This window comes from Dactylosporangium salmoneum (genome assembly GCF_039532525.1).
Lineage (GTDB): Bacteria > Actinomycetota > Actinomycetes > Mycobacteriales > Micromonosporaceae > Dactylosporangium > Dactylosporangium salmoneum.
In genome coordinates this window covers 1-22,427 of sequence record NZ_BAAARV010000069.1, presented here as the reverse complement: position 1 = coordinate 22,427, position 22,427 = coordinate 1, and the positions used below count along the sequence as shown (strand labels likewise).

10 protein-coding genes are annotated in these 22,427 nt (G+C 68.8%); 2 read left to right on the top strand and 8 right to left on the bottom strand.

From position 1 onward, the window contains the following. Positions 1-125: 125 nt before the first annotated feature. Positions 126-374 (bottom strand): helix-turn-helix domain-containing protein, encoded by a 249-nt coding sequence (locus tag ABD352_RS57805; RefSeq protein WP_425553792.1) that lies wholly within the window; start codon positions 372-374, stop codon positions 126-128. A 767-nt stretch (positions 375-1,141) separates the two neighbouring features. On the opposite strand from ABD352_RS57805, the gene ABD352_RS35150 reads away from it, so the two are divergent. Further along, positions 1,142-2,215, top strand: coding sequence for a hypothetical protein (locus ABD352_RS35150; RefSeq protein ID WP_344616854.1), 1,074 nt, complete (start codon positions 1,142-1,144; stop codon positions 2,213-2,215). On the opposite strand, the gene ABD352_RS35145 is transcribed toward ABD352_RS35150, so the two are convergent. Genes ABD352_RS35145 through pglW form a run of 6 tightly spaced genes read right to left on the bottom strand, consistent with a single transcriptional unit; the run spans position 2,202 to position 19,664 of the window. Continuing rightward, positions 2,202-4,301 (bottom strand): DEAD/DEAH box helicase, encoded by a 2,100-nt coding sequence (locus ABD352_RS35145; protein WP_344616853.1) that lies wholly within the window; start codon positions 4,299-4,301, stop codon positions 2,202-2,204. The two genes, ABD352_RS35150 and ABD352_RS35145, sit on opposite strands and share 14 nt — an antisense overlap. After that, positions 4,298-5,632, bottom strand: coding sequence for a BREX system ATP-binding protein BrxD (gene brxD / locus ABD352_RS35140; RefSeq protein ID WP_344616852.1), 1,335 nt, complete (start codon positions 5,630-5,632; stop codon positions 4,298-4,300). The genes ABD352_RS35145 and brxD overlap by 4 nt, the downstream gene beginning before the upstream one ends. After that, a complete protein-coding gene (gene pglZ, locus ABD352_RS35135; RefSeq protein WP_344616851.1) occupies positions 5,622-8,306 on the bottom strand; it encodes a BREX-2 system phosphatase PglZ in 2,685 nt (894 codons plus the stop codon). Before pglZ ends, brxD begins: the two co-directional genes overlap by 11 nt. Further along, positions 8,303-12,010: a BREX-2 system ATPase PglY family protein gene (locus tag ABD352_RS35130; RefSeq protein WP_344616970.1), complete on the bottom strand. Its 3,708-nt coding sequence runs from the start codon at positions 12,008-12,010 to the stop codon at positions 8,303-8,305. Before ABD352_RS35130 ends, pglZ begins: the two co-directional genes overlap by 4 nt. A 2-nt stretch (positions 12,011-12,012) precedes the next feature. Further along, positions 12,013-15,510 carry a BREX-2 system adenine-specific DNA-methyltransferase PglX gene (gene pglX, locus ABD352_RS35125; protein WP_344616850.1) on the bottom strand — a complete coding sequence of 1,166 codons (3,498 nt, stop codon included), beginning with the start codon at positions 15,508-15,510 and terminating at the stop codon, positions 12,013-12,015. Then, positions 15,507-19,664: a BREX system serine/threonine kinase PglW gene (pglW, locus tag ABD352_RS35120; RefSeq protein ID WP_344616849.1), complete on the bottom strand. Its 4,158-nt coding sequence runs from the start codon at positions 19,662-19,664 to the stop codon at positions 15,507-15,509. Before pglW ends, pglX begins: the two co-directional genes overlap by 4 nt. A gap of 420 nt (positions 19,665-20,084) precedes the next feature. Here pglW and ABD352_RS35115 point away from each other — a divergent pair, with 420 nt between their 5' ends. Then, a complete protein-coding gene (locus tag ABD352_RS35115) occupies positions 20,085-21,521 on the top strand; it encodes a hypothetical protein (protein ID WP_344616848.1) in 1,437 nt (478 codons plus the stop codon). Positions 21,522-21,629: 108 nt separating this feature from the next. Here the strand turns inward: ABD352_RS35115 and ABD352_RS35110 are convergent, their stop codons facing one another. Next, positions 21,630-22,160, bottom strand: coding sequence for a hypothetical protein (locus ABD352_RS35110; protein WP_344616847.1), 531 nt, complete (start codon positions 22,158-22,160; stop codon positions 21,630-21,632). Positions 22,161-22,427 lie beyond the last annotated feature (267 nt).

Below are 22,427 nucleotides of genomic sequence, written 5' to 3'. Positions count from 1 at the left end.
GGGTAGGGTGATGGAGTGCTTCGCGACCGCCTCAGCCACGCACCGACCGGCAGCCAGGCGTTGACGACCTATTCATAACCGTTGAAGCCTGAAGGGTACGGTTCGGTCGCCCGCTCAAGAATGGCTTACGGGAGCATCCTCCGGCGCAGATTCTTCTCCGCTCGGGTCCGTGCGGTCTCTACCGGCGTAGGCGCTGCCTTTACCGTGTTGGCGGCCATGAGCGTTTCTACCTGGGCGGCGGTGAACCGGCGTTTGCGAGCGATGTGAACATGCTCGACGCGTCCCGCTCGGCATTCGTCAGCCAGCCACCGGGCGGAGACTCGGATGAGCTTGGCGACTTCTGGGATGTCGTAGTACCGGATTTCCTCTGGCATGCCCGCCCCCGCTCTCGTGTACGCCCTGCCATGTCGATCTGAGCGTGTTCCGGCGCCCGGAACGTCAACACGCTCGCCAGCGGTTCCGCGAGTAGCCGGATCATGCCGTATCGACGCCATTCAGCGTGCCTGGCGGCAAGGTCAGATAACAGGTGTCGGTGCGTGTGCGGGGGTGTCACCGGAGAGGCGAGGAGCGCCAAGCGCCGCTCGACACGCCAGTGTGACCGGGATCACGCAAGAGGCACAGCAGAACCCGCCCCTTGGCCCCCTGATCAGGGGTGGAGCGGTCGGGAACGAGGCCCTCAGGATCGGCCGGTGTTCCCATGGTGTGCCCATGGGCGATGATCCGGGTCTTGAAGATCATCACCCAGAGGGCGTTCGCCCTGGTAGGGCTGCAGAGCCGCCTGACGGAATCGAACCGTCGACCTATTCATTACGAGTGAATGGGTCATGGCCATGTCGGCTCCCACCTGCAAAGATCGGAAGTGGCGGCGGTTTCAGCGTCGGCCTTCGCGTCCAGTCCTTCGTGCAGGGGATGCAAGACGGCGCAACTGGCGAACCCGCCGAAGCTGATGCTCCACTCCCCCGCCACTCCGCGCCCGCCCGAGGAGCGTGCGGGCGCTTCGGCTAGAGGCAAAATTACCCACGGTCAAGTTCGGTTGCGAGTCAGCGGCCCAACGCCCGTGCGCCGAGTAGTAGGTGATCATCCGATCATCTCCGAACACCGCACGCGATGCTAGGTCGCACGCGGCCGGTATGGTTCGGCAGTGACGTCTGTCGAGGCGCTACGCGGGTATCTCCTGGAGGAGGCCATCGCGTGGCTGGTCCGCGCGAGCGGATACCGTCTGCTGACGGATGTGGGCGACGACCCGGATGGCGCGCTCGAATGGGCCGGCAATGGCCTGTCCGTGGTGGGACGTGGGGCGAACCACCAGGCGGACACGCTCGGCGAGTTCGCGTTCGTGCCGCCGTTCTCGCTGCCGATCCGGTTGTTCGTGGAGGCGAAGTTCCGCGTCGGGACCACCGGCATCCATGAGGTTCGAAATGCGTTCGGTGTCATCAGCGACGTGAACGAGAACTACATCCAGCTGGGTCCGGGCCGGAGACCACGGCGTCGTTACCGGTACGTGTACACGCTGTTCTCCACCTCAGGCTTTTCCGCGCCCGCTCAGGAGTACGCGATCGCGCATCAGATCTCGCTCGTGGACTTGTCCGGCGACAGCTTCGCGTGGCTCCGAGCGGCGGTCGCGGACGCGGCAGACCAGGTACGCGAGCTCGAAGCATCCGTGCAAGCGTCGGTGCCACGGGCGAAGCTACGCGAAGCGGTTCGCCGCCACCTGGAGACCGGTGGTTCGGTGTTGCCGCAGGTCACCACGCCGTCGTGGTGGTCTGACGCGATCGAGCAGACACTGGCGAAGATCACCGCCGGTATGGGCCACGGGCTCCAGGTGGCCCAGGGCGGCGAGCTGCTCCTCGGCTTCCCGCCGGCGCCGTTCGTGCTGACGTTGACGGCGCAGCCGCCGTACACGATGCAGCATTTCCTGACGTTCACCCAACACAAGCAGCGGCACTCGATCGGCCTGCGCCGGCGCCGGTCCGACTCGCACGTGACCCAGTGGGAACTGTTCCCCCGCGAGCGTCCGGACGCGTACCGTCTGACGTTCACGTTGCCGGACCGGGTCGAGGCGTGGATCGATGACAGCGAGCGGTACCGCAAACGCGCGCGCATCGTCGAGGAAAGCCTGCTGTCGACGATCGTGTTGTACCGGCTGCGCCGTGGGGCCGTGACGGTGTACCAGCTGGACTACGAGTCGGCCGAGCTGCACCCTACTGGGAGTTGACCCAGCGCAAGGGTGCTCTCAGGATCTCCGCCGCGCCGAAGGGGTCCGCGGCCCGCTCGGCGAGGGTGACGACTGCCAGGTGCGGTGGTAGCACGTCGCTGAACTTGAGGCCGGCGACGGCTCGCTCGTCGATGTCGGGTGCCGCAAGCCGCTCGACGTCAATGGCGTCGACCAGGTGCCGAAGCTCACCGGCGGTCAGGTCCCCGCGCAGCCGCACCATGTGGTCGTCCAGGCGGGCGCCATCCACGACGGCCTTGGGCAGGGCCGCCGCGATGGTCGCGTTCGCGCGCCGACCGGCCCAGGTCCACCAGCGATGTTCGTCCTCTCGTGCCTCGAGGACGCTACCGCCGGCCCAGGTCTGCTCGGACCGTGCCCTGCGGATTCCGGCAAGGGTCTGCGCGGCACGGTTGGACCACGTGACGTCCGGGTCGGCTCCGAGGAGCACCCGGCGCTGGGCTTGGGCGAGGTTCCAGGACTCCGGGGGCAGGAAACCGTGCCAGAGGCTGCGGCCGGGCAGGTCGGTGGGTTCGACGTAGCAGCGTTGCCGGTTCCAGTCGATGTGGGTGACCTTCCACGGCCGGCCGCCGAGGACGATGACGCGCGGGCCGTCGATCTTCATGGTGAGCACGATCGCGTCGGTGCTGCCGACTTCGCGGCGGCCATGCAGGACGGTGAACTCGGGGGCGGCGGCGAAGACGGTCAGCAGTTCCATGAAGTGCCGCCGACCGTACCGCCGTTCGGTCTGCGGTCCGATGGCGAGCATGCCGGCGTCGCGGTCGAGGTGCCCGGATTGGACGAGCCATTCCACGATCGCGGGTGTGGTCTGGTCGAAGATCGCCAGGTCGCCGTACCAGGACGGCCACGTCTCGCCGCCGATCCGGTGTTCCTGCAGGCACAGCGCGAGAATCTGTTGCGCAGCGATGTGCCGGGGTCGCGGCGGCGGCACGACCGGCTCAACGTATCCGTCCCGCCATAGGTTGAGCAGTCCGGCGGCTTTGAGCAGCGTGTCGTGCTTGGTGGCGAGGAAGAGGGTGTTGCGGTTGGTGCCGGGCCGGCGGCCGGTGCGGCCCAGGCGCTGCAGGAAAGAGGCGACGGTGCGAGGCGCGTCGAGCTGGATGACGCGGTCGAGGTCACCGACGTCGACGCCGAGTTCCAGGGTGGCGGTGGCGACGATGACGCAGTCGCGGGCCTCGGCGAATGCCTGCTCGGCCTGGCGGCGTTCGTCGGCGGCCAGGGAAGAGTGGGACACGAACGTGCGGACGCCCTTGGCCCGCAGGGCGAGGGCGAGTTGTTCGACCTGAGCGCGGCTGTCGCAGAAGGCGAGGCGTTTCTCGCCGCGGTGCAGGGCGGCGATGACGGTGGCGGCGTTGTCGACGCCGCCGACGAAGTCGAGCGTGACGTCGATGGCCGGGGCCGGGCCGGGCGGTGCGCTCGGCGCGACCACGGTGCCGGGCCGGTAGGTGGCGTTGGCGCCCTGCAGCCAGTGCAGGAGGTCGCCAGGGTTGCCGACGGTCGCGGACAGGCCGATGCGCTGGACCCGGCGTCCGGCGATGCGGGACAGCCGTTCGAGGACGGCGAGCAGGTGCCAGCCGCGGTCGTCGCCGGCGAAGGCGTGAACCTCGTCGACGATGACCATCCGCAGGTCGGCGAAGACCTGCCGGGGGTCGGTCAGCGTGGACACGAGCATCGCCTCGAGGGACTCAGGCGTGGTGAGCAGGATGTCGGGTCGTTCCAGGCGCAGCCGGCGGCGCTGGGTGGCAGAGGTGTCACCGTGCCAGAGGCCGGCTGTACGGCCGAGCCAGCTCGCGTAGCCGGCGATCCGCGGGTGAAGGTTGTTGAGCAGGGCGCGCAGCGGGCACAAATACAGCACCGAGATGCCGGTCCAGGCGCCCTCCGCCATGGCGGTCAGGGTAGGGAACACCGCGGCTTCGGTCTTGCCGCCGGCGGTCGGGGCGAGCAGCAGGGCGTCGTCGCCGGCGAGGACGGGCTCGATGGCGGCTTCCTGCAGCGGGCGGAGTGCGCGCCAGCCGAGTGTGTTGACGATGTGGTGGGCGACGCCGGGGTGGAGACGGTCGACGGCGGTCACGGCAGGGTGAGGTCGATGTCGTCGACGGACTCGACGGCGAGGCCGGCGGCGTTGCGTTCGACGTCAGTGAGCTCGGCGGCGGTCACGGTCACCGGGTAGTCGCGGCGTGGGTCGAAGTCCGGGAACTGCTCGGTGCGGTCCAGGACGTCCGCGACGAGCTTCTTCAGGAAGACCCGGGGTGCGACGCCGACCTTGCCGCCGAGCCGGCCGGTGACGGTGTCGGCGAGCAGGGCCAGATAGGCGTCGTCGACGGTGGCGGCGACCCGGTCCCGGTCAGGCAGCCCGGTGATGAACAGATCGCGGACTCGGCCGCCGAGTTCGCGCAGGCCGTCGGTGGTGAAGCCGGGCAGCCGGAGTTGGACGGCGCGCGGGTTGTCGAAGCGGGCGTCGGCGGTGAAGTCGGTGGCGAGCCGCTGTGCGAGGGGTGGCAGTCGTTGGGCGCCCTGCACGCCGTCGAAGAATGCCGGGGTTCCGGTGATGACGAGGTAGAGGCCGGGGAACCGGCCGCTGTCGACCTCGTCGATGAGCTGTCGCAGCGCGTTGAGGGCCTTGTCACGGACGTCGGAGCGCATGCGTTGCAGGGTTTCGACCTCGTCGAGGACGACGAGCAGCCCGGGATGCCCGCAGCCGCGGAGCACGGTCAGCAGCCCCTGCAGGAACGCCAGTGCGCCGAAGTGGTCGAGCTCGCCTTTCAGTCCAGCGGTCCGCCGGACGGTGGAGGCGACATTGGGCTGGCCGCCGAGCCAGGCCGAGAGGCCTTCAGCGGTGGCCTGGTCACCGGCGCCGGCGGCGGTTCGGTAGCCGCGCAGGGCCGCGGCGAAGGCAGGTGCGCTGCGGGCGATCTCGCCGAGGCGTCGGTCGAGGAGCCGGTCGACGCCGTCGTCGAGGGCGTCGCTGTCGGTCTCGGCGATGTCGCCAGTGGCCAGGACGTCTTCCTCGAGGGTGTACATCCAGGCGTCGAGGACGGGCCGCAGCGCCGACGGCGGGAACTCGGCCGTGGTGAGGTTGTCGCAGATGCGCCGGTAGACGGTTTCCAGCTTGTGCAGCGGGGTTTCGGTCTCCGAGATCTGCACCTCAGCGGTGGCCATCCCGCGGTGTTTCGCGCGTTCGGCGAGCCAGCGGGTGAAGAAGGTCTTGCCTGCGCCGTACTCGCCCCGGACCGCCTTGAACACCGCACCGCCGGCGGCCGCGGTATCGAGTTCGGCGTCGATGGCGGCCTCGAACCGGCCCAGCCCTACGGCGAGCAGGTCGAGCCCGTTGCCGGGGACCGTGCCTCGGCGCAGCGCATCAATAACCTCGCGGCGCCGGCGCGCGCTGACATCAACGGTCACGGCTGGTCCCAAGCTCGAACTGCTCGCGCAGCATGCGTTCGTCGAGCGTGACGATCTCCCCCTCGACGTCGACGGCCTGGTAGCCCTCCACGGCGAGGACTCGCCGCAAAATCGTCACGATATTGCCGATCCGCTGCGCGGGCACGCCGGAGCGGGCCGCGAGGGCCTCCATCGGCAGCCGGTGGCCGTCCGCCTCGTGCAGGGCGGTGAGCAGGGCGGTGACCCGCTCCTCGGGCAGCACCGGGCGGCCGGCCAGCCGCAGCGCCCGGTTCTGTTTGTACCGGGGACTGGCCAGCAGCGCGGTCACGAACGGCGGGGTGACGCCGAGCGCGCCCGCTGGGGTCGGCGCCGCGACCGGGGCCGCAACGTCGAAGAGGGTGCCCTCCTGCGTCGGCTCAGCCAGGGTGACGGCCGCGCTGGCCAGCTCGACCGGCCCGCGCCACCACGGCGGCGACGCCACCGGCGCCGGCGACCATCCGGCCGGCGACGGTTCCCCGGCGGAGGTCAGCATGGCGAGCGGGATAACGACCTCGGCCGCGCTGGCGCCACCGTGGTAACCGGCCTTGCGGGCGGTGTACCGGATCGTCTCCCGCCAGGGCAGGACCACGTCACCGTCGCCGAGGAGGACACGCCGCCCGGTGATCCGGGTTTCGCCGTCGCCGGGTGCGTCGCCGCTAGCGGGCCGCCACCGCGCGGACAGGGCGCCGGTTGCGCTGCGCAGGTCGCCGTCGGGTCCGCGGTCCACGACGTGCCCGTGGTCGGAGAGCAGCACCACGACCCTCCCGCGGGCGGCGTCGAGGAGGTGGCGGACCAACCGTACGGTCTCCAAGGTCCAGGCGGTCGCGGCCGGGTCACTGCGGTCGAGGGCGTCGTCGATGGTGTTGACGACCGCGGCGACGGTGCGGACGTCGGGGTTGTGCAGCGCCGCCACGACGGACGGGGCCAGACTCTGCCCGGCACCAGCGAGCAGGTCACCCTTGTGGAACAGCACGGCGTCGGCGCCGAGCTGCTTGGTGAGCCCGGCGCGTTCGTCGGCCTGCCCGCCCCGGCGGAGCTCGCCGGCGAACAGGCTGGTCCGGCTCACCTCGGTCACCGACGGCAGCGCGGCCAGCACACCGACCCGCGGCCCACCGTCCGGGGTGAGTTCCCACCAGTCCGCGGCCACCGCCGACTCGACCAGTTCAGTGCTGGCGGCCACGCTCATCCCGTCGACGACGAGCAGCAGCACCGGCCGGCCCGCGTCGACGACCGGTTTGACGACCCTCCGGACGACGTCCTCCACGTACAGCAGGCTGCCGGGTGCGCTGTCGGCCGCGGTGTTCGCGGCGAGCAGCGCCGCGAACTGCTCGTCGTGGCGGTCGCGGCGCGCGGCGACGGCGGTGTGCAGATCCCGGTACACCGCGGCGAGCGCGGGATCGCTCACGCCGACCCACAGCCGCAGCCGGGCCCGGTCGAGCCATCCGTCAGTCGCGGTCTGCCGGCGTACCGCCTCCGCCAACGTCATCGGCGTGTCGTCCGGCGTGGTCAGCCAGCGCAGAGCGCGCATCGCCAACACCGCGGTCGGGTACCGGTCACCGACCGCTGCGAGCCGGTGCCGCGCCACCATCCGCAGGGCAGCCTCCGCCGCCTCGAGCGTGCGACTGGTCGGCTTGCGCAGAGCCAGCCGCAACTCATCGGCGAACGTCGCGAACCGGGCGTCGAGACCGCCGGGCAGCAGGTCCGAGCGACCAATCAGCCGGCTCGCCTGGAGCCCCCGGGCGAGTTCCTCGGCCCGGCCGAGCAGTCGCTGCGCCTCCGCGCGATCCTCGCCGCCCAGCGCCCGGGTGGCCCAGGCCAGGACGGTGGTGCTCCACTCCGCCGCTTCGCTCTCGCGCGGGGCGGCCCCGCCGAGGTACTGCTCGAACCGCACCCGGGCGGCGGCCACGTCCGCGTTCGGCGCTCGGCCGTCCCACAGCAGCCCCGCGACCAGCCCGAGGGGAATGGCGTCGGTGCCGTGACCGCTGTCGACGGCGGCGATGGCCCACCGTGCGGTGGCGCCGGCGGTCTCGGCGAGCCAGCCGGCGACGATGGCTCGCAGGTCGGCGTCGACAGTGGTGTACCGCACGACGTCGGTGCCGCGCAGGGTCCACTGCAGCAGCCCGGTCGCGTCGAGGTCGTCGACAGCCAGGCCCAGCAGCCGGGCGACCAGCAACCGCATCGCGGCGTCGCGGGTCACCACTCCCCCGCGCACCGGCGGCCAGCCGCCTGGCGGCGCGTGCTCCAGTAATGCTTCGGCGAGCTGGCGGCGCTGCCGCACGAGCGCTGGGTCGAGCGCGGCGGCTTCGAAATGCGTCCGGACAATCTCCCATGGGTCGATACTGATCACGGTGTGTGTCGAGCAGTGCGACAGCAGCCCGGCGCCGAGGTCGTCGTCATCGCGATCGGTGAGGACCACCAGACGTTCCTCGTCCGGCAGCTCGACCAACGCCGCCCGGATCGCCAGCGACGACACGGCCGGCACCACCCGGACCGTGGTGCCGCCGACCTGGATCGTTGGGGGGCCGCTCCACTCCGGGCGGGCCTTCAGCGCAAGGGCGCGCTCCGGACGGCCGCTGCGCAGCCAGTCGGCGACCATGGCCCGCACCTGCGCCTCGGTCGCACTCGGCGCGGCGATACCGGCGGCGGTGGTGCTCACTCCACCGACCATTCCACCCGGATCCGCCGGCCCGCGTTCGCCGCCCGGAAGCGGCGCAGCTTCGCGACCGCGTCCTCGAACGAGGCATCGTCGGCGATGCTGGCCTCACCACCGGTCCGGACCAGCGGCGGGGTCACCGGCGGCGTAGGAACGGGTGGTGTGACGACGACCGGCGGTTCGATGATCGGCGGTGGGACGACGACCGGCGGCGGCGTCCGGGCAAGCAGCTCGGTCGCTTCGTGGGCCGCCGTGGATAGCGCTTCGGCAAGGTCGGCGTGCAGCTGCTCGCGGCGCGCGGAATCGGCCAGCTTCTCCAGCAGCAGGCGCGCCGCTTCGGCGCGGTCGTCCTGCAGCCCGGCGACAGTGCTGAGCATGTTCCACGGAGTGCGGGCCAGCGCCTCGGTCAGCGCCGCAGCTCGGGTGAGGTAAACGCTGGCGGTGACCGGTTCGACGCCGCCGAGGTCGGGATCGGCCACCAGGTCTACGAGTACGACGTCATCGAGTTCGTCCACGACAGTGTCGAGCAGGGCAACCAGACGGCGAGCGGTGTGCAGCCGCCCGGTCGTGGCGGCCAGATCGATGCCGAGCTGTCCGGCGTGCCGCTCCAGCGCGGCGACCAGTTGCCGGACCGCAGGCAGGGTGCCTTTGAGGTGCTCGCGCACTGTCGCGCCGAACCGGGCAAGGTTCGCCGCGGACAGTCGCGGTGGCAGCCGCAGCGGGGTCAGTCCGCTAACGGTGGCGAGCGCGGCTTTCCACTGCTGCTCGTCGGGGCGGCGATCCATCCGGAGTTCCATGTCGTCGGCGATGCCGTCGAGCACAGGAGCGGGAATCTTCCGGTCGTCCCGGTACCAGGACAGGTCTTGGTCGAGCGCGAACACCGCGATCAGCAGTTGTTGGACGGGGCGGTCCAGGCCACGCGGCTGCGGCACGTCGGTCAGCCGGCGCAGCAGCGAGACAGAGAACCGGCCCGTCGCGCCTTCCAGCGCCTTGGCTTGCTGCAGGAAGTGCCCGGTCCACCACAGGTACGTGGGGTTGAGGGTATAGACACCTTCCTCGGTGCACTCGCCGATCTTCAATTGGTTCGCGATCCGGCGGACATGCCGCCGATCGGCGGACTCCACCAACACTCGACGAGCTGGATCGGCCATGGCCTGCTGGGCGTACTCAAGTACCTTGCGCAACTGCGCGACGGTGACCAGGGGCTCGTTCTCGGGCAGGTTCGGGTTGCCCTGGTAGATCCAGGTGAGCATCTGCCCGGTCAGGTGGTCGAACGCGGTGCGTAGCGTCCCACCTATCGGTTTTGCGGGAGTAAAGCCAGGTGCAATCGTCTGCAGCACTGGGTCGGGATCGTCGGCAACGTCGGCTGGCAGGGCACCCACCACTCCGTATGCCTGCTTGAGACAGTCGACGAGTCGGGCGCGAGTGGTGCGCTGCTGCTGTTCCAGCATTGCCTTCGCCTGCAGCCGCTCGTCTGTGGAGAAGTCGGAGGCTATAGTGCGCAACCGGTCGTCGCCGCTGCCCGCCAGCAGATAGTTCAGCTTCACTAGGGTGCCGACCAGACCCAGCCGTTCTTCGGTGAGGAAGTACGGCAGCCAGAACAGCGTGTTGCTGTTCAAGTGCGCGTTGATCGCCTGGATGCGGGCGGTGTCGCTGCGCCGGGTATGGGTCTCGTCGTCGAAGGGGTAGTCGATGACCACCCGCCAGCGCCCGCCGTCCGCCGCGACTTCCGACTCGGGCAGTTCGTTGGGGTCCCGGACGTTGGCGAAGATGACGTCGATGTGGTGCCGGCGGCCCCGCCAGTCCCGCGGCTGCTGTTGTGCGGCGAACATGCCGTCCGGCGGGGTGATGCCCAACTCGGCACAGACGAGATCACGCAGCAGCCGACGCCGGGCACCTGGCGTGTCCTCCGTGGTCGGCACCCGCTCGAGGAGGACCGACGCGTCCACCTCGGACAGCTCCATCCGGATCACCGGATCGGTACCCTCGCCGATCTGGATCTCCGGGATGTACACCGACAGGTGCCGCAGCCGTTTGAGCACCATCGGCGGCTCCGAGCCGATGATCGGGCTGACCATCGAGCCGTAGTTCAACGCGTGCAGCCGGACCGCGGTCAGGTTCGCCAGCGCCGGTACCTCCGGCACCAGCGCCGCAAGCAGCAGCGTCTTGATCAACCGGTCGTCGACGTTGTACTGATGGCTGGGCGGCAGTGCGGCGACGCCTGCCTCGGTCTGCTGGTGCTGCTCAAGGAGCACCGGCCGCAGCCGGCCGTAGAGCGCCCGGGCGGTCTCGAACTGTTTCTTCAGCTTCGGGTTGTCCGGCAGTTCCCCCTTGGCGACCAGTTCGTCGAAGAGTTCGGCGACCCCGATGACGTCGTTGACCCGCAGCCGCTCACGGCCCGCCACGAGCAGCCGGGCCATTACCTTCAACGCGGTCCGCTCCCGCTGCAATGCCTGCGACAGCGCAACCAGCGTCGCCACCAGCGCCGGGCTGAACGGGTACAGCCGCCGGAACACCGCCGGGTCGGAGCCGACACCGGCGTCGCCGTACTGGTTGCCGGCGATCAGCGTGTCCCACACGTCACGGCGGCGCTGCACCGCCTCGAACGCCTCCCGGAGGATCCGCTCGCCGTCGCCGATCTTCTTCAGCAGCCGCCGCTCGGCGATCTGCGGCAGATTCCGGTCCGGCAGCACGATCTCGGTGAACCGGCCCCGGCCGTGCCGGAACACGTCGGAGAACGCCTGCCGCTCCGCGCCCGGCACATGGGGACCGAGGAACTCGACCAGATCCCGCTGCCGGGCCACGAACGACACGAGCGGCACGGGCCGGTGCTGATCGGCCGACTCGACGAACTTCGCGAGTTTGCCACCTTCCTGGTTGACGAACTCCAGGTTCGACAGGTGCTGCGACAGCCACAGGATCAGCTCGTCGAGGAACAGCACGATCACGTCGTACTGCAGCGACTTCGCGTGCTGCGTGATCACCGCGAGGCCCTCGTCGATGTCCAGATACTCGCCGCTGTGCACCGCCCCCTTGAACAGCGTCGCCGTGAGGTCGGACACCAGCCGGTCCCGGTCGGGCGTGCCGGGCGGCTGCGCCGCGGCAGCGTCGTACCGGGCGGCGTCCCAACCACCGCGCCACTGCCCCCACCCGGCGGACCCGCCGCCCGAGGCCTCGCTCAGCCGGGCGAAGAACCGCTCGTCGCCCACCTCGGCCCGGTAGTCCGCGGCGTTGACCAGCAGCGCATCCGACCGATGCACCGCCGGCGGCGGCGCATCCGGGTGCAACGCCATCACCTGCTGGCGGTACCCGCCAAGCACCGCCGCCTCCAGCGACCGGGCACCCAGCAGGTGGAACGTCAACGTCAGCACCTTGCGGCCGGACAGCCACCTGTCCGCGTCCGCGACCGGCTCCGACAGGTTTTCGACGGCCAGGGCGTCCGGGTTGCGGCGCAGGATCTCGTGCAGCACCGCCATGAAGTGGCTCTTCCCGGCGCCGAACGACCCGTGCAGGAACCCCGCCTGCGACCGGCCCGTCTCCAGCGCCTGCGCCACCAGGCCGAGCGCCTTGACAAACTCCGTCTTCAAGCTGTCGGTGACCACGTAATCGGCGAGGGTCTGCTGCGCATGGCTGACACCCTCCGCCAACCGCATCACGTAGTCCGAGTCGGTCACCCGCTCCGGAATCGCGATGACCTCACGCAGCATGGTCACGCCAGCACCCCCAACGCGATCTCGGCCCGGTCGGCCTCCAACGCCGCCAACTCTGCATCAACGAACGCCGTATAGAAATCGGCCGGACTACCGCCGTATTCCGGCAAATCATCAGAATGCCACTGATGCAGCCAGGGCTCCAACTCCGCCAGCCCCGCCAGCAGCGGCAGCAGCCGCTCCTTCGGCCAGCCGTCCTGCTGCTTGCGCTCCATGTAGAGGTTCGCCAGGGCCTGCGCCTGCTCCAGATGATCCCAGCCCGCCCACCCGAGCACCGGCAACGCGTCCCGGCCGGCGTTCGGGTACAGCACGAACCGCTCCTTCGGCACATCGAGCTTGCCCCGGTTACGCCAGTACGACGTCCGCGCGAAGTCGGCCTGGGCGTACTTCGGCGGCACAGGAATCGGCGCCGACAGCCGCTCCCCCGCGTCCTCCCGCCGCTGTAAGGCCCAGACGTCTTCCCATTGCTTGCGCTTGACCAGCCCGGACGGCTTGTACCGGTGCGCGGCCAGGAACGGCACCGTCTCGTCCGCCACCAGCTTCGTCAACTCGCTTGCGAGGTCGTAGGCGTCGTGCCCGCAGTACAGCGCCAGCACCGACCGGAAGTCCGCGTCGGTGCCCACCCGGTCTGCTAGTACGCCTACCGACATGAGCCGGCCGCCGGCGGAACCCCGCCACAGCTCCTCCGCCTCGAGCCGGTCGAGCAGCCAGTCTCGCAGCGCCTGCTGCTCCTGGACCTCCCACGGCGTCGAGGACCACCGCCGCTTACACTCCGGACGCTCGATCAACGCAAGGTCCGGACGCGACTCGATGACCGCCATCCGCTTCAGAACCGTCTCGCGGTATGCGCTGGGCCACTCCTCCGGCAGCGTCGTCGTCGGCTGCGACCGATGCCGGACGAACCACTCCGGGAGCGGCTCCCCCTCAGCGATGCCGCGAGCCATGATGATCTCGAAGGCCCGCTGTCCGAGCTGCAGCTCCGGGATGGCGTCATCCGGTACGGTCAGGTCCTCGTCGAGCAGGCCGTACAGCCGGTACACCTCCCAGTCCAGCTCCTCCTGCACTGCGATCATGCGGCCCCGAATCCTGGCGTAGACGGCCTTCGCGGCGTCGAGCGACATCCGCGTCGGGACGCTGTCCCCACAGACCGCAGCCGGCCGTACCGCGGCAAGCTCCTGAGCCAGCCGATCCAACGCCGCCGCCCGCATCGTCGGCGTGCTCGCAGGGACTGGGAAGCTCTTGAGCTTCGTCGCGTTGAACTGGAAAAACCGCTCCCAGTCGCTGCTGGTCAAGCCGCCGCCCTCACCTCGGATGCCCTTGTCGTGGCTGACCTGCTTGAGCCAGAAGCACGCCGTCGAGGAGTTCAACAGGCCCAGCAGCGCAAGATGGTCGTCCTCGGTCGCGGTGGCAGGCAACTTGATGACGGGCGCCGTCTGTTTGAATACCTTCCCACCCCGATCCAGCACGAAGTGGTTGTGCGTGGATACCTCTGCCCACGCAATGGTCAGGTCCGTCCGAGGTTTGTCAACGGTGACCTGATGCCATTCGTACCAGGGACGGCCCTCTTCGAAGTATGTGAGCTTGGCGAACGTGGCGCGGTTGCCAAGTGTTGTGCGGGTCGGCCAAAGACGACGGCTCGCCCGGGGAAAGGCCGACAGCTCTTTCAATGTCAGCGTCTCATCGTAGGGAAAGAAGACCTGCGAGCCGTCGCGCTGTGAGTGATCGCGGATCTCGTCGCCGATCACGAGTCGTGTGTATCCCGCCTCTTCCAATCCGAGCCGAGGTATCACCTGCGGAGGTGTGATCATAACTTCGTCGGCGTTGGTCATGCCGAACACGCCGATTCTCGACGCGAGGTTACCCAATCTCCCGCGCGCCTGCTCGATGCTTGCCTTGACATCAGAGGCGCCACCTCCACCGACGCTCCATGGGTGCTTCTTAAAGGAGTCCGCCGGAGCGTCGACCACGGTGACGTAATGCGTCTCACTGCCCGGCTTGTCATAGTGCGCGGCGATCGCGGTCCACACGAGGCCGGCGGCGGGATTATCAGGAACGCCAGGCTCACCTTGCACGCCGAGGACCGCTCGAATCAATGGCCGTTTCGGTCGACGACGATAACCGATGAGAATGACGGTCGGGGTCCCGTGGCCGGGGATGTAAGCACCCGAGGTGTCGATGATGTGGCTCAGCTCAACCTTCTCGGCGAAAAAGTCGGTGATGAGCTTCTTGCCGAACTCCCGTTTCATGAACGAGTTGGCGGTGATCTGCCCGACGATCCCGGCACGCCCTGACGCGTCGCTGCCTCTAACTAGCTCGAAGAACCGCTCCACGAACGGCACAGACAGCGCGTACTTGCCCGCGCAGGAGTCGTACATTCCCCGGTAGAGGTCGTTAAGGTACTTGTCCTTGACGGCGATATACGGCGGGTTGCCGACCACGACGGTGTACTGCGCCCGCTTGAGCAGCTTCTTCAGCGTTGGGGCGTCCTCGGTGTAGTAGGGGTATGCCGTTCCAGTCTCCAGCAGGTGAAGGATGTCGCCCTGATGGGAGGAGTCCTCGTCTTCCCAGCGCAGCAGTGAGTCGCCGACGGCCAGCCGCATCGTGAAGCCGGGTGCGTCGGCTAGGTGCTTCTCGTCGCAATACCGCAGGACTTCGACGAGGAGGCGGAAGCGCGCGATGGCGACGGCGAACGGGTTGATGTCGACGCCGGTGATCTGGTCGAGGACCTTCTGTGCCCGGTCCCGCCGGTTGAGGTCGGGATGGCGCCGTTCCCAAAGCCGCAGCAGGCGATGGAACGCGCCCAACAGGAAGTGGCCCGAGCCGCAGGTGGGATCGATAAGTGAGGTGTCTTCCAGGCCATAGTCCTTGATGGACTCGTCAAGGGTCAGTTTGAGGATGAACTCCTCGACGAAGTCCGGCGTCTGCAGGAGCGCGTACCGTTTGCGAGCGTCTTGGGACAGCTGCTCGTAGAGGTCGCCGAGGAATCGAGTGTTGAGGTCCAGGTCGGTGTAGTCGTGGACGCCGGGGCCGCGCCGCCAGAAGTCGAGCAGCCCGGCGGCGGCATCGGCGGTGAGGTCCCAATGCCAGACGGGGTTGTGCTGGTCGAAGAGGGCCGCAGTGGCACGCATGCTGGCGAGGTGCCCGAACGCCTGCCGGAGCCACTCCCGGTCGCTGTCGGTGGGACGTTCGAGGAAGTACTCGGTGGCGGCTTCAACGGCGTCGTCGGTGCGCTGGCCGGGCCCGGCGATGAACTGCCGGTCGATGAGGTCATTGTCCTCGCAGAAGCGGACGAAGACGGTGCCGAGCAGCCACGCCACCGATGCCTGGTCGATCTGTTCCTCGCGCCAGGTCTCGTAGGTGGCGCCGGTGCGCTTGCCGTACGCCGCCTTGTACTGCGTCTCCAACCACGATTGGAGCTTCGGCAGGGTCTCGGACTGCTGGCGCAGATCGGTGGCCAGGACCTTGAGCTGGCGCTGCAGGTCGGCGAGTGTGGTCACGTACGGGCCTTTCCGGTGGCCTGGGCGGGTTGCCACCACGCGTCGGGCAGCCAGGTGAGCTGGCCGGAAGACGTGACGGGGATGGGCTGGTCGTCGAGGAGTTGCTTGCCGCCGCGGGTCGCGACGAGGAGGAGCCGTGCCGCTGGGCGCGGTACGCCGTTGTCGGCCAGGGTCGCGATGAGGTCCATGCAGCGGTACCGGGCGAGGGGTGCCGCCTCGCTCAGCAGTACCGCCGCATCTGTGGTCAGGGCGGCCGTGAGACGCGGCACCACCTCGGCCCGCACGGCGCTTTCCAGGTTGCGGCGATCCGGGTGGGCGGCCTCACGAGCGTCGGACTCCAGGATCAGCTCCCACGGCACGCCGAGAGCGCGGAGCGTCTCGACCAGGACCGCGGTGACGTTGATCTCGACGAGTCCGAACCGGTCGAGCAGTGCCTGGCGGGCGACGGCCAGGGCTGCGGGCTTTACCAGGACCGCCAGGAAGCCGTCACGGTCCAGAACGGCGGTGAGGCGGGCGTCGGCGTCCGCGACGGCATCCGGGCCGGCCGCCAGCAGCGGGCCGGTGCGCGTGCCGCGGGTGCGGCTGGCGAACAGGTCACTGCCCGGTCTGGTCGGGGTCGTGTAGCGGTCGTGGCGCCACTCGAGCGCGATACCGGCGGCCGTCAGGTACTGGTCGAGTTTGGGCCGGCCGGGGAGGTCCGCGGCTTTCGGGAACCGGGCCCGGACTCGTTTGCGGACCTCGTCGATCGTTAGTGACCGGCCGGGTGGGACGGCGAGGCTGCCGGCGGCGAGCCGAAGCGCGGTCTCGGCGGCCATGCCGACCTGGTACAGCTGCTCCTGCGGGCTGAGGGCGACCCCACCGGCGGCCGCGGCGAGGGAGAGCAGCCGGCTGTCCGACATCTGCGGCATCGCCGGCGGCGGGGTCGGCTCGCGCAGCCGTTCCAGCGCGCGAGAGCGGGTGGCCGGCAGCGGCTGGCTCGCCAGGCCGTGCGCGATCCGGCCGAGCTGCGCCGCGTACTGCAGGAAGTCCATCGCAGTGTGCTCGGCGTCCGGGTCGTCGGGCTCGCGGCCGATGAGGACGACCTTGTCGATGCGGTGCTGGTCGACGCGGGCGTCACCGCCGCGGGCGAGCTCGACCTCGACGGCGGCACGAACCAGGCCGATCGCCTGGGTGGTGCGTCGCGGTTCGGGGCTGTACGACCCGTGCGCGGCGATGAGCTCGCCGGCCAGCTCGTCGGCGGACATCACCCCGCCATTGGCGTCGAGGAGTACCACGATCTCGTCGCGGATGCGGCTCAGGTCCGGCAGGTCCTGCCACCGGTCGGTGAGCCGGTGCAGGATCTGCGACACCCGCTGGGAGGTGATCCCCGCGTGGCGGGCCAGGTCGACCTGGGACGGCCAGTGAGGCGGGTGGTCGTCGCTCGACGGGATGTCGGAGCCGAGCAGCATTGGCACGATCGCCGTCTCGCCTGATCTGCGCCGGGTCACGGGCCCGGTCAGCAGCTCCAACACGGTTTCGATGCCGGCGATCTGCGGGGTGCTGCCATCGTCGGTCGGTTCGGCGGTGACGGTGTGACTGGTGGCGAAGACGGCCCGGAGCTCGCGGGTTCGGCGGCGGATCTCGGTCTTGGTCGCCTGGGAGACGCCAGCCAGTCGGGACAGGGCCATCTGGTCCTGGTCGATGAGGTCGCCGACGGTGTGTACACCGATGCGTTCCAGAGCCGAGCGGGCCTTCGGAGTCATCCCGACCCGTTCCAGCGGGGTGTCCCGGCCGACCGCGAGCGGCACCTCCTCGGCGGACGGCTGACGGTCGACGGCCGGCGCCGGCAGGGCGGTGAACACCCGCCGCCAGGCGTCGGTCATGTCCTCGTAGGTGTCGAAGCGCTGCCGGGCGTCCCGGGCGAGGGCTTTGGCGAAGAAGTTGACCAGGCCCTCGGCGGCGTCCTGGTCGAACAGCTCCGGTGCCAGCGTCACCTCGTCGGTCAGGTGCTCGGGCGGGGTCAAGCCGTCGCCCCACCTCGGCAGTGTCGCGGTGGCCATCTCGTACAGGGTGACGGCGACGGCAAAGCGTTCCGCGGCGGCGTCGTAGCGGGCCCGGCGCGGCGGTCCGAGGAACGGGTCCAGGTAGGGCGGCGTGCCGGCGGTCAGGTGCTCGGCCGGCGCGGCGGCGAGGGAGAAGTCGAACACGCACAGGTGCAGCTCGCCGTCCCGCGAACGGGGCCGGGCCGCCAGGTTGGCGGGTTTGATGTCGCGGTGCATGATGCCCTCGGCGTCCAAGGCGCGGACGACGTCGAGCAGGTCCCGGCCGTAGCGGTCGAGCAGTTCCAGGTTGAGCCGGCCACCGGAGGCGAGCTGGTCGGCGAGCGTCTTCGGCCCGGCGTACTCCAGCAGCAGGCCGACCTCGCCACCGATCTCCACCGGCTCGTCCCGGACCAGGCGGACGATCTGCCAGTGCGGGATCCGGCGAAGCACCGCAGCCTCGTCGTACAGCCGCTGCCGTTTCTCCGGGTCCCGGGCCACCTTGAGCACGATCTGCGTGCCCTGCTCGTCGCGGACGAGGATCGCCACCGACGTTGCGCCGGCGCCCAGCCGGTCGACCACCGTCAGGCCGCCCTCGAGCACGTCGCCGCTGCGCGCCTGCAACGGGTTGACCTGCGGGACCGGGTCCGGGGCGGTCAGCTCCTCCTCGACCTGGTCGAGACCCTCGAGGAACAGCGCGACCGTCTTGGTTCGCGACGGCACGACGACGCAGGTCGCGTCGAAGATGAGGTCGACGAGGCTGCTCGGGGCGCCGTCGAGAGCTGCGGTGATGTCGAGGCCGCCGAGCTGATCCAGCACCGTCTTGCGCTCGGCGACGCTGGTGGCCGGCTGACGGCCGCTCATGATGTGGTACGTCATCGCCCCCAGCGCGAACACATCCAGCAACACTCCCGGCGCGTCCGGGTTGGTGATCTCCGGCGCCTGGTACACCCGGGCGTGCTCATCGGCGAGTTCCTCGACGTGCTGCGTGCCCAGCACGGTGCCCTGCGAGGTCGTGGTAGTCCCGGGAATCCGACCACCGGTCTGCCAGTCGATCACCACTAGCCCGGGCCGCGCCGAGTTCGGCTTCCGCACGAAGATCGACCGTGGGTTGAGGTTGCGGTGCACCAGGTGCCGAGAGTGCGCGTACCGCATGATGTCGCCGAGCTCGTGAACCAGCTCCAGGCGCCGGTCGACGGTCAGCTCGCCGTCATGCTCGGCGAGCCACCGGTCCAGGCGAACCCAGTCCTCGTTGTGGTCGAAGATCACCGCCGGGCCGTAGCTGTGCTCGATCAAGTCGTGTGCTTGAACGATCCCGTCGTGGCGGATTCCCTGCAGCAGCCGGAACTCCCGCTCCGCCGCGCGCTGGATCATTTCGCGGTCGGCGTCGGCGCGCTCGGTCAGGTAGAAGCGGACCCGTCGGACCAGATCGGTCTGCTGGTGCCCCGCGAGGAAGTCCTGCCAGCCGGGTCCTTCGGCGAACGGCTTCGGGGTCAGCAGGAGCTGCCCGACCATCCGCTTGGACACCGACGGCCGCAGTCCACACGCCTCGATCAGCGCGACGATCTCCCGGGCAGCCGCCCGATCGATGCCGCCGCTGGCGGGCCGGTGCGTCACCAGCCGGTTGATGTCGTCCAGCCCTGACGCGGACGAACCGTGCGGGCCGTACACGCGCTGCCGGCCGACCGGATCCAGCTGCGACCGGACGTTGGCGGCGTGCAGAAACACCGCAGCGTCGACGTATGGCACACGGGTTCGGCGTCCGGGCACCCTACCGGCGTACTGCTCCAGCAGCGTCCGGAACCGGCGCGCCTTGCGGTTCGCCGCGATCACCGGATTGTCGACCAGCCGCACCCGGCCGTTCGGCATCGTCCGCCGCCACTGGAACCCGTCGCCAGCGATGTCCCCCTGCCAGTGCTTCAACTCCAGGATGTACAGCCCCTGCGGCACGAGCACCAGCAGGTCGACCTCGTTGACCGAGCCGTCCGCTCCTTGGAACTCGACATTCGCCCACGCGTGGTAGGGGTCACCATCTGGCAACAGAGCCTGAAGCTGCTGTAGACCGGCACGCTCGTGCGGGTAGTCGCTGGCGTTGATCTCCCGCCAGCGGGGCGAATCCGGCCGGATCGTGACCACTCCTCTCCTGACCTGCGCCACCGTCGCCGATAGCGATCTTCAGACTACTCAAACGTGGATCTCCGCCTGGAGAGTAGTACTTCCCATGCACAGGGATCACCCGCATACAGGTGACATGACGTGCCGAACGGCCGAGGTGGATCAGAAGATTGGGCCCCATCCCTCCGGGCAACAGCCGATCTTCGAACCGGACCACTAGAAGGGCCCGAAGCCCGCGGACCAAAGCGTGTAGCCAGTTGACACGGAGCCGGTCGCGGTGAGGCGCCCAAGGTCGATGCCGAGGTAATGGCGACATGCCGACCCGGTTCCGCTGGGACCGATCAAGCCAACAGTCGATCCAATTCACTCAAGGTGGCAAACCTGTTGCTCTTCGTGGTCACAACCTAGAATAGTTACCGAAGTCGATCATTGGAGGCATGCGTGGATGTCGACTCTGTTTTCCGGCAGCTCTCCATACCTGCGCGGTTGCAGATCAACTCAACATCGAGCTTGGCTGCCGAGGTCCACGCAAAAGCAAATGGTGCGATGGACAGCCGGCCAGGGGCGCGACGGTATCTCAAGGCCCCAGAAGCGGTTGCAACGGACAACATCGTCCAGACCAGTCCCACAGACGTTCTGCGCGAGTTGGGTGTTGCCACAACATTCCTGACGCGTTCGCCGTTCGTGCCGGTCGCCCAGCAGTGGGCGCACCTCCGATACTGCGCCACGCTTACCAACAGCCCAAAAGGCATGCTGGCACTTACGCGGCACGCCGCCGACGAGGTGGTGCATCACCACAAGATGGTTCAGTCGGAGCAGCTCGGCATCGGGCTCGCGCTCGTAGTCGCGCGTGCGGCGCTCGCGAGGCGGCATCCGGGCGTCGTCTTTCACGCGGTCGATGCCGATGTCGCGCTAGCCGCAGGATTCATCGAGGGCGTATCGGGAGAGGTGCGAAACGCGGCAGGTACGAAGAAGCGGCCCGACTACTTCTTGATCGGCTGGGACCGAGGCGCCGTTCACGTGGTCGTACTGGAGTGCAAGGGCACGCACTTCAAACGCGCTGACGTCGTCAAGCAACTGGCCGACGCCTGCCTGCAGGTGCGTACGGTCGAGGTCGGCACCCACACCCTCTACTGCCTGATGGTGGCATCCCAGCTTTCCAAGAACGGGATAATGTCCTACGTCCTCGACCCTCCTGGCGACGACGGCCTCTGGTCGGGCACCGAAGACGAGCTTGATGAACTGTTGACCGAGATACCTGAACAGCAGGACTGGCGGCCGGAGGAGCTGTCGGCCTCGGACGCCGGTGATGATGGCAACCCGACGAGCCAGACACCGCCCACGACCGACTCGCCGGAGCCGCCTGACGGAACTACCTTCCCACAACCACCTCAACCACCGGCACCGTTTCACATCCCGGAAGAGCGAAGGGGATGGTTCACGCAGGTCCTGACCCGCGCGGCAGCCGCATCTGTGCTGCTCTTCGCTGGAAACAGCTCAGCGGCATCCAGCTACACGACGCCCCGCCAGCGCGGCGAACTGAGCGGCGCGCTACCAGGGACGGAGGAACCCTGGCCGGATACCACCAACGACGAACTGACCCTGCCAGGAGGACCAACCCTGGAGGGGACATCGATGCCTATGCCATTGGCCAACGGCAAGACGCTCATCGTGTTCCGCGGCGTCGAGCAGCAGGTATACCGCCAACTCCGAGACGGCGACCTTCGCGCGTACCGGCGCAATGCTGGCAAACTGCATCAATGGTGGCGCGCCGGTCGCGCTACGCGCCTGACAGGAGGTGCCCTCTCAGTTGGACCGGACGGTACTGCACTACTCCTACGCATCGCCAATGACCCACGCATCGCCGACCACAGCTAACGTCTCAGTCGAGCGCCGCGATCTTGAACCTAGAGGACCATAGCCACCCAGCGCGAGAGCGACGGCTGAGGACGCCCACCGAGCAGCTGCCAGATGGCAATCACCGGCTCAGCAGAACAGCGACAGCAGTCGGCCCTGCTCTTCCGTTAACAACAGAGACGGAGTCAGTCGGGCATCCGGAAAGATCCTGGCGGTTTCGAGGTCAGATCGGCGGACACTTGTCGCGATACCGATCTTTACGCTCCGCTCGTTCAGCAGGTCGATGAGCCGGCCCGTCGCGAACAGGTACACGGCAAATATGCGCCACCGGTGATGCCGCGACGCGCCTGCGGGCCGCCGTGGCCCGCTGAGCACCAGATGGAAGTCGCACGGATGCGGGCTCAGATCGATCCCGGCAACCGCATCCCCGTACATCTTGACGTTGGCCGTTGCACCCTTGAGCGGTCCTGACCGAAATTTGCCGTCGTGGCCCGCCTGGGTGGCCGTGTTCGCCAGTTCAATGTCGAACACCTGGGCGGCGATGAACTCGCCGACGTCGCCTTGCCGAGCCGAGCGACCCGTCACCTCCGCGATCTTGGAATCGAGTTCGTCGCGGGTGCGAAGCAGTTCAGCCAGCCGGCGCAGGTCGTCGCCCCACATCCACACCACTCTCCGAAGTCGAGGCCGGCCATATGATCGTGCCGGGAATACACCCTCCCCTGACCCCGCGAGCATACCGGCGACGTACGCTCCCGGCCGTGGCACAGCGGAGCAGGCAGCATCGGTCCGTCGCAGAGCTGAAGCGGCACGCATCAGCGTATCTTGATACCTACACCAACCCGGACGGCTACTTCGCGTTCATTGACGTGATCTCAACGAGATTGCGGTAGGTAACGGTATTCGAAGTGGGTGAGGTGTAGGGCTGCG